The following is an 11,105-nucleotide window of genomic DNA, read 5'->3' on the forward strand; positions in this document are numbered from 1 at the left end:
GGTGCTGCACTTGGCCGTCGTAGTCGGCGGCAGTACGGCACTGTGGGCGGGCTGCGGCCGGGCGGCACGCCTGGACGAGGACGGGCTTCTGTTCGCCGACGAGGTCGGTACCGTCCGGCTGTGCGCCGCGTTGGGGTGCACCGGCCAGCCGTGGAACCTGGGCCGCGGCGCACGACCGGCACCCCGCTGACCACCTCGCAGCGACTCCGTGTCGCCGAAAAAAGGCTCCGGCCGCCCTGATAAAGGCGGCCGGAGCCTTATTTATGAACCGCCTGACCGAATTCCCGAAATACGGATGGACGAAATTCATGAACGAGCAGCACACCCCCGGCGACGGCGAGCAGCTGTTCCAGATCCCGGTGCACCACGACCAGAACGGCGCCCTGGTCGTCCCGGCCGACGCCGTCACCGGCCTGCTGCGCTGCATCGCCGCCGTCTGGGACGCGTGGGCGCAGCACGGGGTGCCCGGCATGGACCCAGTGACCACCGGCGGCCTGTGCGGGGTGCTGGCCGCCCTCGCCGACCAGCTGGACGTCGAGTGCATCGCCACCGCCGGCCACGTCCACCCCGCCGGCTGACCCACCCGCCCACGCACGACGGGCCCGTCTCCCCACCACCGGGGAGGCGGGCCCTTTCGCATGCCCCCGACGAAGGAGACCGCGATGCCTACGCTGCGCTACACCCCCACCGCCGCCCGCACCCTGCGCTGCCTGGAACGCCGCCGCACCGACCCGGCGAAGCTGCGCCGGGTACGCCGCGCGCTCGACCAGCTCGCCGCCGACCCCCGCCACCCCGGCCTGCGCACCCACCGCTACCACGCCCTGCCCGGTCACATCGGCCGCCGCGTCTGGGATTCCTACGTGGAGAACGGCGCCGGCGCCTGGCGGATCTACTGGACCTGAGGCCAGGACACGACCGGGCGCCCCGAGCACGACGCCCAGGACGACGCGGTGCTCACCGTGCTGCTCATCGGCCCCCACCGCTGACGCCGCCACGCCCGTGCGCCGCCCGTGCCGCGGCACGGGCGAGCCGGCGCCGACTACTGCCCCTGGCGGGGCAGGGCGATCCGATCGATCACGTCCTGGCGCACGACGACACTGCGGCTGATGCTGTCGGCCCAGGTCTGACGCCGCACCTGGGTCACCGGGCGGACGAACCCCGCGAACCCCGGCAGAGCGTCCAGAACGTGCAGAACACCGCGCACCAGAGCCCGCGCCGCCCCGATCGGCGCACCCGTGTCCTCGTCCACCAGCACGATCCCCACCAGCCGCCCACCCAGCCACTGACCGGTACGCCCGCGCTCGGCCCACTGCACAAGCAGCCACCCGCCGCCGACCACCCAGTACCCGCCCGCCAACACACCCCGGATGTCCTCGCCCGCGAACAACGCGACCACCTGCAACGCCGCGAACGCCGGCGACAACACCGACAACCCGGCCAGATACGCCGTCATCAACCCGCCCGCAATCCCCACCTCCACACCCACCGCCGTCGCCCGCTGCGCCCAGGACGCCAGTCCCGGGATGGCGCACTTCCTCGCGTACGCGGTCGGGGCCGGACCGGCCGGGGCGCCGGCGTGCCACCAGGACGCGGCGGCCGACGGCAGGGTGGGGTGTGGCGTGGGATCGTTCATGACCGGTCAACGCCCCTCCGGCCGGTCGGGGCACGCCGGGGCGCGCGCAAAATCCGGGGCTTCCAACCCCGAATGACATGTTCGCGGCCGAAAGATCGCAGGTCAAACCCCTGTTCACCGGCCGATCGGCGGGTCTAGCATTCCCGCCACGGGGGCCCCACCACGGCACCACCGGGCCGCCGAGCAGAGCAGCCGCGCCACGTCCTCCCCGGCGCTGCTGGCCTCCCACCGGCCGGGTCCCGCGGACCACCCCCTGTCCCCCGGGACCCGGCCGCGCTGCGCCCCGTCGAGGCCGTCGGTCAGGACGGCCGTCGGGAGCGGGCGGCCTGCTGCATCTCGGCCTCCCACAGGTGCCGGCGTCCGGCGGCGAGCTCGCGGCGGACCTGGTCCTCGGCCTGTTCCAGGACGCGGTAGTAGGTGTCGTCGTAGGCCTCGACGACCTGGTAGGTCCACATGCCCGGCAGGACGTCGCGGCCCACCAGCCGGTGTTCGACGAGGTCGGCCTGCTCCTGGTGGCCGGCCTCGCGCAGCAGGCGGGCCGCTTCGGCGAGCATCTTGTCAGCGCCGCCGGTCATCTGGTGGAAGGCCACCAGATGACCGCGTGCCCGCACCGTGTACTCCAGCGCCTTCGACAGCACCCCCAGGGCTTCGACGGTCGCGTCGTTCAACCCCGCCGGCCGACGGTGCGCCTCGTCCGGCGTGTCGGTTCTGGCTTCACCCACCGTTGCCTCCCGCAGTGCCTCCGGTTCCCTTCACCCTCGCCCGGCCGGAGGGCGGGCGCATGCGGAGAATCGATCAGCGGCACGGCGCCAGGGGCCTCCCCTCGATCTCCCCACTTCGGAACGTGGCCCGTGTGCCCTGCCGCCCGGACCGGGCCCGGGCAACAACCACGACGCCGTCGCGGTCGATCCCGACCGGGACGGTCGGCCGCGGCGCGCTCCGCTACCGCACCCTGGCCAGCGCCCGGATGCGCTGGACCATCCTTCGCTGCCGCCTACCCTGCGCCGCCGGATCCGCCGTCAGGGCCGCGGCCGGCCCAGCCGTCGGCCCGTCGCTGCACCGGCCCGGGCCGTGGCCGGCCCTATGCCTGGGCAGTTGCCCCCGGAACAGCTGGTTGATGTGCGGGGTGGCTCGCGTACCTGCCGCGCCTGGGTGACCAGGCCCCGCGCCTGCCCACCACCGGGTGGGGCAGGAGGCTGCCACCCACCTGACGATCACTTTGCTGTACCCCTTGACCACTGCGGGCACTGGACCGGCCGCCTCGTGCGCCAAGCCCGGGAGCCGGGGGCAGCGCCGATACCCACCGGCAACAGGTTGCCCGGGCTCGTCAAGCCAGGGGCCGACGATCCGGCCTGCGCCTGCCGTGCCACTGGATGGCCGCACCTGCCAAGGGACGCCTTCTCCTGAGTGTTTAGAGGCGGACGGTATTTCTGCTGGTCAGACAGCATATGGAGTGCATGATCGGCACATTCGAGTGCATGAATCGCACATTCACCTTGCCTATAGGCAATCTCTATGGGGCGACACGTGGCGCGCTGGACGTCAAGACACTTGCCTATAGGCAAGGTCAAGGTATGGTGAGTCACTCGCGTTGCCTATAGGCAATGACCAGAGGTGAGGAGGGGTATGGCGCGATCCAACCCGGTGCGCGCGCAGGGCGTGAACCGGGCAACAGGCGAGGTCATGCAGTTGGACCTCTTCGGCGAGGAGGACGCGAAGTCCGGTCCGGACAAGGTCCGGTACGACTGGAATCCGCATCCCGGCCGTCACGTCAACGTCTCCAAGGCGCTGATGCGCAAGCTCTGGCGCAAGGACTCGGGCTACGACCAGAACGACCGGGACATCTTCGGGTTCTACCTGGCGCACTCCCCGGACGGAGCCGAACCGCTGCGGATGACCTTCAAGGAGATCTCTGAGACCCTGGGGCCGGCGCAGGGCACCGTCCGCGCCTCGGTGGAGAAGCTCCATCTCGGTGGGCTCCTCCTGGAGGCCGAGAAGTTCGGGCGGATGCGGTTCTACCGGGTCAACCCGCGAGCGGGCTACGACGGCCCTGCGAAGAAGCAGGTCGACGCCACCAAGGACGCCCGCTTCCCGGTGGTGCCCGCCCCGGCGGCCGGCAAGGAAACGCCGGCCAAGCCCGCCAGGAGCACGAGGAAGAGGAAGGCCGCGTGACGACTGCAGCCATGACCCGGGACACCGCCGACTTCACCCCGGCGCTGATGCACGAGCTCCTCCTGCGGACCGCCGGCGCCCCCGGGGCGGACTTCCGTGTGCTCGTCTTCTACGCCACCGCGGTCCCGCTCGGCCAGACCGTCCGTACCGTCGGCAAGGCCATCGCCGAGAGCCTGCGACTCAGCGAGCCGACGGTCTCCAAGAGCATCAGGCGCCTGGCCGCGGAAGGCTGGCTGGAGCTCGTCTACCGGCAGGGCCCGATCAACTTCTACCGCGTCGGCCCCCTGGTGATGGAGGCCGCCGCCGAACTCCTCGGCGAGAACGAGGAACAGGACGAAGGCGATCTCGCCACCATCCACCACCTGCCGTTCGGACAGCACGACGACGAGTAGCCGGGACCCCGATCCGACACTCGACCGGATGTCGGGAAGGCGGCACCCGCCGGTGATGGCCCGTGAGTGCGCGTCTCGGGTCCGGCGGGCGCCGTTGGCAGCGTGGCCGGGCGCGATGGCCGGACCGCGGCCGCCGGGCCGATGGGCCAGCGGGAAAGCTCGGGCGCGTTCGGCGTGGCACCCACGCGCCTCGGTGCCCCGGGTGGCGCGGCGAAACGCTGCCACCTGGGGGACGGACCGGTGTTGCGGGAGTGCTGGGACAGGTGTCTCAGATCTTCAAGCCCCGTAGGCTCCTCTCCTGTGCCTGATGACATCTCTGTTCCCGACGACCTGATCGCTCTGCAGCTGGCGGCCCGGGCCGCGCAGCGTGCGGTCGAGGAGTTCACCGCCGAGATCGCGGCGGAGGCCCGTACAAGATTCCCCGCTCCGGAGCAGTGGCTGGAGCGCCTGTGCTGGCCGGCCGATCCGCCGGCGGGCGCCTTGCAGGACGGGCCCGCCGCCTCGTTCTGGCCCCCGGACCTCACCGAGCGGCTCCGGCAGCTGCGAGAGGAAGCCGGCACCGCCTGGACGAAGGCGGGCGAGCATCCGGCCTTCGGCGAGGCCAGGGCCGACGGCCAGTACCCGAAGCTCCTGACCGCAGTGCACAAGCGCATCAGCGAGGCCGAAGCGGCGGCCGCCTGAGCGGCGGCCCGCCGGCCGAGGCCGCCTCGCCCAGGCCCGCCGGGTTCGTCGCCCAGAACGGGTGGGCGTACAGCTCGGCACTGACCCCGGCGAACCCGACCCGCCTTTCCTCGCTCGGGTCGGTGGGCCAGGGCGGGCTCGGCCTCGTACCCATCCCGTCCGTAGCCGAGCCCGGGGTGCCAGACTGTCAGCCATGAGTGATCAAAACGGCCATCCGCCCCGGCGCCCGTTGGCCCAGCCGTTCTCGCACGCGGGCGACGCTGCCGACGAACCGCTCGCCGAACGGCTGCTCCCGGCCGAGCGTCTCAGCTCGCCGTTCTCCGCCCCGACCTCCTCCGAGGCCGAGTCCGGCCAGGTCCTCCCGCAAGGCGGCCGGCGACGCCTCGGCCCCGGCGGCCTCACCGCCCAGGCCCCGGCCTGACCGAGGCCGACCCGAATCGGGCCGACCGCCCAGGAGCCGGCGCTCACATCGATCGGACGGCCCGCTCGCAGCGCGGGCAGACGTGGCCGGCGTACCGGGGCGGGTACCAGCGCGAGCCCGGACCGGACGGCCGCCACGGGTCGACGACCATGCTCGCGGTCTCGATCCCGCAGGCCGTCACCGGCAGGGGGTCACCGGGCACGTCCGGGTCGGAGCCGGCGGCGTGTACGACCAGGAGGTCCGGCTGCTGCGGCTGCTCGATCACCACGAGAACGCCCACCACCCCACCCTCCGCCGACGCCGGACACCACCGCACCCGGTGACCGGCCAACAGAGCACCGAACGGCCCGGTGAGTTCCGCCCCGCACACCCGGGGAGTTTCGCCCCGCCGAACTCCCCACCGCAGGTCAGCGCACCAGTACACCCCCGCCCCACGACCGTGCCGCACCCGCTTCGCCGCCGCCACCGAAGTACGGCACGGCCCCAGGACAACCCGGCGGGGCCGTGCCGCAGACCCCCTTGTCCCGCCCCGCGGGGCCCGGACTATCGCCCCGCCACCGGATGCGAGGCGAAACCCGACCGGCACGCCGACCTCGGCGGCTACGATCCCGGAATGGACAGCGCCCCGCCGACCGCCGCCACCGACCAGCCGGCCGACGGCGCGGGCCAAGCCCCGCAGTGCGCCCGCCCCGACTGCCCCAACCCGGCGCCGAAGGGCCCCACCGGACGCCCGAAGCAGTACTGCTCGCGCTCGTGCCGAAGCAAGATCGACCGCCTCAAGGCCAAGACCCGCGCAGCGGCAGCCGAGGACACCGCACCCAGCCCCACCGCAGCACCACGCAGCGCCGCACCCGCCACCCCCGCAACAGCAACCGAGGCCGAGACCGACGACGACCTTGCCCACTTGGGCCAGGACGGCCGGCACCTCCTTGGCATCGCCGACGCACTGCGCCACCGCCTGACCCGCTTCCTGGAGGAGACCGCCGCCGGTGATCCGGCCGACGCGTTCGCGGAACTGGCGAAGGTGCTGCCCGCCTACGGCACCCGCGCCTACATGGCCGCACAGGAGATCCGGGACAAGGCCCGCTGGCCTCACCTGAGCGCGCACGAGCGCGTCGTCGCCCGTTCCCGCGAGCGGATCGACCGCTGGGGCCTCGACGGCCCGGACGACGACGGCGCCGCCTCGGAGGAGACAAACGCCTCGCGGGGCGAAACCCTGGCCCCCGCTGCGACCGTCCCCGCTGCGACCGCCCCCGCGACCGAGCCGACCCCCGCGACCGAGGTGGCCACCGAGGAGGCGCCGGCCTGGCAGTCGGCGGCCGACGTCGCCGAGCAGGCCCGGCGTACCGCCTGCACCGACCCCGAGACCCGCTTCGACTTCCCCGACCTCCTGGACGACCTGGAGGTCACCTTCGGCCCCGGTTGGGAACTCGGCTCCTGGCTCACCCCCGACGCCAAGGGCGTTCTCCAGCTGCGCCACCACAGCAGGCCGGTCGGATGGACCGCGCCCCTGCCCGACGGACCGTGGGGCCAGGCCGGCTGGATCGCCCTCCTCCACCAGCCGCGCGGCACCGCCAGGCTCCTCGTCGACCACTTCTCCCGCCCCAAGACCCACCCCACCGCGGACCTGGCACTCGACGCCATCCTGCGCGCCCACCGGCCCACCGGGCCGACCCCCGCCCGCTGACCGGTCCTCACCAGGGCGCGGGGCCGCCGTGGTGGTGCCGGGCGATCGCCTCCAGCAGCGCCTGCCGCGCCCCCCACAGCCGGCCCTGCTCGGCGGCCAGGGCCTCCGCCGCCCACCCCGGCAACGGCCGCCCCAGCGCCGCCGCCCCCAGCGCCTCCTCCAGCCCGGTGGCGGCCTTCTTCCACTCCTCCAACTGCCGGACCAGACCCCGCACCAGGACGTCGACGGCCCGGCCCGGGTCCCGCCCGTCCTGCCGGGCCTCCTGGCCGGCCTCGCCGAGGACGTCCTCGTCCAGGTCCTCGAACACCTCCGCCCACCGCTCGGCCACCAGCCGCCGATGCTCCGCCAGCACACGCTGCAGATCCGCGTCGACCGACTCCTGAGCCCACGGCAACGGCGACCGCGACGACTGGACACCCACAGCGGCCAAAGCCCGGCCAGCACCCGGCCCCAGCCCAAGACCGCGCCGCGCACGGGACGAAGAAGTACTGCTCACCCCCGCTCCAACGCCGCCGGACCCGCCTTCGTCACCCCGGCCGCCAAACCCGCAGCGCAAGACCGGCCGACCGCGGCCCGCGTCGAGCCGCCCGCACGAGGTACCGCCCACAGCCCGCCCCGGGGTAACGTCCGGCGTGCTACCCGAAGCGCCGTCACGGCGCGCGCACGGGCCAGCGAGGCGAAAGAGCCGGCCACAGATCCCCGGGTGTCTCCCCGGGGCCGTCCCCGGGTGCTGCCCCGGGGGGCTCCCCTCACCAAGGTTTCGACATCCGCCCAGGTCATCCCCAAGATTCTGGCCTACCGGTGCTGCCGACAAACCCTCTCCCTTCCCTTCTTTGAGCTGTTGGTGGTTGGTGGTGCAGTTGGGTAGGGCGGGCTCGGGTTCACCGCCGGGTCCAGTGCTGCCCTACCCGCTCCAGAGCCGCTCTGCCCTCCCTTCCCGGCCGGGGCGGCCGGGCGCCTCCCGGTGGTCGGCGCGCGCGGGAGCGGGCGGCGTTGGCGGAGACGGGCGGCGGCCGGGCGATGTCGGTGGTGTGAGGTAGAGAGGCAGGACGATCATCACCACGGGGAGCAGCATGGACGACCACGACGACCAGGACGAGCAGCAGCCCGGTGGCCCGAGCCGCCCCGGTCGGGTGCACTTCCGCCGCTCCGCCCGCAACCCCAACGGCTCGACCGCCCCGCTGCGCGCCGACGTCCTCGCGGCGCTGGGCGTGCTGAAGATCGCCACCTACAAGCAGCTGCACGCCCTGATCGCCGCCGACGAGTACCGCGCCCACCACCGCGTCGAGCACGTGGCCGAAGCGGTCCGGGACCTGGAGAAGCACAAGCTGGTCGACGTCCGCGGCGCCACCTCGCCGCCGGGCCGCCGCCCCGCACCCAAGACCGCCCCGGCCTCTGCCGACGGGGACGCGAAGCCGACGCCGGGCGGGCCCGGAGCGGAGAAGATCGTCGGCCTCACCCCGCTCGGCCTGGCCGCCGCCGCCGAAGCCCTCGGCGACGACCGCGACATGGGCGGCCACGCCCGCGGCGCCGGCCTCACCGGCGCCCCGCACGCCATGCTCGTCAACGAGCTCATCATCACCGCCGTCACCGGCACCACCACCCACGGCGCCCCGCCCCGCGCCGACAACCGCCAGGCACCCCCGCGCCGCGCCCTGCCCACCGGCCCGCTGCCCGGCGGCATCGAAGCCTGGGCCACCGAGACACCCCACACCATCACCGGCAAGTTCAACGTCATCCCCGACGCCGTCGTCCGCCTGCCCGAGATCGGCATCCCGGTCCTCTTCCTGGAGCTCGACCGGGGCACCATGACCGACATCCGCAAGGTCGCCGGCAAGCTCGACAACTACAAGCGCTACTTCGACCGCACCGTCCAGGACGGCGGCCAGGAGCGCCTGGAGGTCGAGGTCCGCTACAACGCACCCGAGCCCGAGTACGGCTACAGCCACCGTCGCACCGTCCGCCCGCCCGTGCTGTTCGTCCTGGACCAGGGCACCAGGGGCAGCCGCCCCCGTTACAGCCCCGAGGCCCTGGAACAGCGCCTGAAAGGCCTGCGCGACGCCACCAGCGAGCACTGGCAGGGCTGGGCGGGCGAGCAGGAAGGCGTCGCGTACGCCACCTTCCACGGCAAGATCCCCGTGCTCGGCACCACCGTCGAGCGCCTGCGCGAACACGGCTGGCAAGGACCCACCTGGTGGCGCTTCGGCCGGCCCGGCTGGCACTCCCTCACCGACGCCCTCAACGACGAACCCGACTGGAACCTCATCGACCGGCGCCGCCAAGAACGCGAGGACCAGGAGAAAGCCGAGCAGAAGCGGGCCGCCAAGGCCGAGCAGGACGCCGAGCTGGCGAAGCTGCGCAAGGTGCTGCTCGCCGCCCGCGCCCACAACGACGCCCTGCACCCGTGCCACACCTGCAAGGGCCCGCTCGGCGGCGCCCACGACTCCGAGGGCGAGCTGGACGGGAACGCCGACCCGGACCGCCTGGAGTGCCCGTCCTGCGACCGCCGGCGCCGCACCGCCAAGGGGCGGCCGATCATCTTGGAACTGCCCACCGCCCGCGCCCTCCGCCACGCCGAGAAGAACAGCCCGCCCGGGGACGACCCCTGGTGGCAGGTGCGTCTCCTCCACGCAAAACGCTGGCCGAAGCAGGCCAGAAGCAACGGAGAAACCCCCTACAGCATGACTCAGATTCCGTATGGACGGTCCATTCCGTAGGGCATCAAGAACGGCGCATTGAAGAAGTGTTCATTCTTTGGCCGCTATGTCGATTCCAGATATGGCGGCCGAAGCGCTTTCTGTGGCGGAATTACCCGTCTCCAGCAGGGAAACAGAAGCGCCCAGGAAGACCAATTCTCTGGAGAAAGAGGGCGCATACCCGGGAGGGCCGGCCTCCCGGCGGCCTGCCCGGGGCCCCCGGAGGCGCCTCTGCCGGGATGCCAGACGGTATACCTCTGGGTATCCTCGACGGTATGACGATGACGACCATAAAGGTGCAAGCCGGGGTGCGCGACGAGCTCGCGCGCCTGGCGGCCGACGACCTCGGCGGAGTCACGCTGAACGCCGCCCTGGAACACCTGCTGACCGAGCACCGCAAGAACCAGATCCTCGCCGCCTACGCCCGCCTGGCGGCCGACGAGACCGCCTGGGCCGACTACCAGAACGAGCTGGACCAGTGGGACGGCGTGGCCGGCGACGGCCTGGGCGGTGAGGCGTGAGCCGCAAGTCCGCCCCCTGGCAGGTCTGGATGGCCGACCTGTCCCCGGTCATCGGCTCCGAGCAGGCAGGCCGACGCCCCGTCGTGGTCGTCTCCAGCCCCCTGTTCGCCGCCTTCCCCACCGCCATGGCCATCGTGGTCCCCCTCACCACCGCCGACCGCGGCCTGCCCCACCACGTCCCCGTCACCTCCCGCGGTTCCGGCCTCGACCGCCCCAGCTGGGCCCGCACCGACGACGTGCGCACCATCTCCGAGCAACGACTCCTCGGCGCCAGGCCGCTCGGAACCGTCACCGACAAGGAAGCCGACGAGATCCGCACCTACCTGCGGCTCATGATCGACCTCTGACGCCCCGGTCCCGGGCCGCCGCAAGGCCACCCGGGACCGCACCTCGTCCAACCCGCACAGGGAAAACGGCAAGAATTCCCGACAGTCGAATTCTGAAACGCCCCAGGTGGGGAGGCCAGGGCAGGGAATTCCGCCGCCCCGGCGAATCCCCGGAGAGTCAGGATCCACACCGCACATCCGGCAAGGTTTCCTGACAGGCTACAACTGATACATTTCTGACGTGCAGTCACCAGGCAAGCCCGCCTCCTGCCATAGCCCAGGGCTGGTTCGGCGAAGGAGCCAGCCCTTCCCGTGGTCGTGAAGCCGACCCGCACACGACCACGGTGCCCACCCCTCCCTCAGTCAGCCTGTCGTGAGTTCAGCCAAAAACCCAGTTCAACCATGTGAACGAGCCTCAGTCCACTAGCACCGTGGAGCGAAGCGGAATGGTGCTTGGCCCGAGCGGAGCCGGGCCGGCCTGACCGAAGGGAAGGCCACGGACACGCGGAGCGGGTCCGCCCACCGCCCGGAGGGCGGTGGCGAAACGGAGGGCCGAAGGCCCGTAGGGACCCGCTC

15 protein-coding genes are annotated in these 11,105 nt (G+C 72.6%); 11 read left to right on the forward strand and 4 right to left on the reverse strand.

Annotated features, from left to right (window positions below; genetic code table 11):
* From ACFVVA_RS41520 to ACFVVA_RS41530, 3 genes are all read left to right on the forward strand, one after another.
* Positions 1-190: hypothetical protein (locus ACFVVA_RS41520; RefSeq protein WP_387695894.1), on the forward strand; the 190-nt coding region annotated here is incomplete at its 5' end.
* A gap of 118 nt (positions 191-308) precedes the next feature.
* Positions 309-578: a DUF6213 family protein gene (locus tag ACFVVA_RS41525; protein ID WP_387695895.1), complete on the forward strand. Its 270-nt coding sequence runs from the start codon at positions 309-311 to the stop codon at positions 576-578.
* 84 nt (positions 579-662) lie between these two features.
* On the forward strand, positions 663-902 hold the full coding sequence (locus ACFVVA_RS41530; protein ID WP_387695896.1) for a hypothetical protein: 240 nt from the start codon (positions 663-665) through the stop codon (positions 900-902).
* Between the two features lie 137 nt (positions 903-1,039).
* Here ACFVVA_RS41530 and ACFVVA_RS41535 read toward each other — a convergent pair whose 3' ends face one another.
* Positions 1,040-1,633, reverse strand: a complete 594-nt coding sequence (locus tag ACFVVA_RS41535; RefSeq protein ID WP_387695898.1) for an RDD family protein — start codon at positions 1,631-1,633, stop codon at positions 1,040-1,042.
* A gap of 299 nt (positions 1,634-1,932) precedes the next feature.
* The gene (locus ACFVVA_RS41540; RefSeq protein ID WP_387695900.1) at positions 1,933-2,355 is read right to left on the reverse strand and encodes a hypothetical protein; all 423 of its coding nucleotides are present in this window, start codon (positions 2,353-2,355) and stop codon (positions 1,933-1,935) included.
* A 904-nt stretch (positions 2,356-3,259) separates the two neighbouring features.
* Here ACFVVA_RS41540 and ACFVVA_RS41545 point away from each other — a divergent pair.
* The 4 genes from ACFVVA_RS41545 (at position 3,260) to ACFVVA_RS41560 (ending at position 5,299) form a co-directional block, all read left to right on the forward strand.
* Positions 3,260-3,805, forward strand: coding sequence for a transcriptional regulator (locus tag ACFVVA_RS41545; protein WP_387695901.1), 546 nt, complete (start codon positions 3,260-3,262; stop codon positions 3,803-3,805).
* On the forward strand, positions 3,802-4,197 hold the full coding sequence (locus ACFVVA_RS41550) for a hypothetical protein (protein WP_387695902.1): 396 nt from the start codon (positions 3,802-3,804) through the stop codon (positions 4,195-4,197). Before ACFVVA_RS41545 ends, ACFVVA_RS41550 begins: the two co-directional genes overlap by 4 nt.
* Before the next feature lie 300 nt (positions 4,198-4,497).
* Positions 4,498-4,878 carry a hypothetical protein gene (locus ACFVVA_RS41555; protein ID WP_387695903.1) on the forward strand — a complete coding sequence of 127 codons (381 nt, stop codon included), beginning with the start codon at positions 4,498-4,500 and terminating at the stop codon, positions 4,876-4,878.
* Positions 4,879-5,071: 193 nt separating this feature from the next.
* Positions 5,072-5,299, forward strand: a complete 228-nt coding sequence (locus ACFVVA_RS41560; protein WP_387695905.1) for a hypothetical protein — start codon at positions 5,072-5,074, stop codon at positions 5,297-5,299.
* A gap of 43 nt (positions 5,300-5,342) precedes the next feature.
* Here ACFVVA_RS41560 and ACFVVA_RS41565 read toward each other — a convergent pair whose 3' ends face one another.
* Complete coding sequence (locus tag ACFVVA_RS41565; RefSeq protein ID WP_359909777.1) at positions 5,343-5,582, reverse strand: hypothetical protein; 240 nt, start codon at positions 5,580-5,582, stop codon at positions 5,343-5,345.
* A 330-nt stretch (positions 5,583-5,912) separates the two neighbouring features.
* Here ACFVVA_RS41565 and ACFVVA_RS41570 point away from each other — a divergent pair, with 330 nt between their 5' ends.
* Positions 5,913-6,986 carry a hypothetical protein gene (locus tag ACFVVA_RS41570; protein WP_387695906.1) on the forward strand — a complete coding sequence of 358 codons (1,074 nt, stop codon included), beginning with the start codon at positions 5,913-5,915 and terminating at the stop codon, positions 6,984-6,986.
* Positions 6,987-6,993: 7 nt separating this feature from the next.
* Here the strand turns inward: ACFVVA_RS41570 and ACFVVA_RS41575 are convergent, their stop codons facing one another.
* Positions 6,994-7,338: a hypothetical protein gene (locus ACFVVA_RS41575; protein WP_387695907.1), complete on the reverse strand. Its 345-nt coding sequence runs from the start codon at positions 7,336-7,338 to the stop codon at positions 6,994-6,996.
* A 721-nt stretch (positions 7,339-8,059) separates the two neighbouring features.
* Here ACFVVA_RS41575 and ACFVVA_RS41580 point away from each other — a divergent pair.
* From ACFVVA_RS41580 to ACFVVA_RS41590, 3 genes are all read left to right on the forward strand, one after another.
* On the forward strand, positions 8,060-9,703 hold the full coding sequence (locus tag ACFVVA_RS41580) for a replication-relaxation family protein (RefSeq protein WP_387695909.1): 1,644 nt from the start codon (positions 8,060-8,062) through the stop codon (positions 9,701-9,703).
* 254 nt (positions 9,704-9,957) lie between these two features.
* Positions 9,958-10,203, forward strand: coding sequence for a hypothetical protein (locus ACFVVA_RS41585; protein ID WP_387695910.1), 246 nt, complete (start codon positions 9,958-9,960; stop codon positions 10,201-10,203).
* On the forward strand, positions 10,200-10,550 hold the full coding sequence (locus ACFVVA_RS41590; RefSeq protein WP_387695912.1) for a type II toxin-antitoxin system PemK/MazF family toxin: 351 nt from the start codon (positions 10,200-10,202) through the stop codon (positions 10,548-10,550). Before ACFVVA_RS41585 ends, ACFVVA_RS41590 begins: the two co-directional genes overlap by 4 nt.
* Positions 10,551-11,105 lie beyond the last annotated feature (555 nt).

Origin of the sequence: Kitasatospora sp. NPDC058048 (assembly GCF_042885555.1) — a bacterium.
GTDB lineage: Bacteria > Actinomycetota > Actinomycetes > Streptomycetales > Streptomycetaceae > Kitasatospora > Kitasatospora lactacystinica.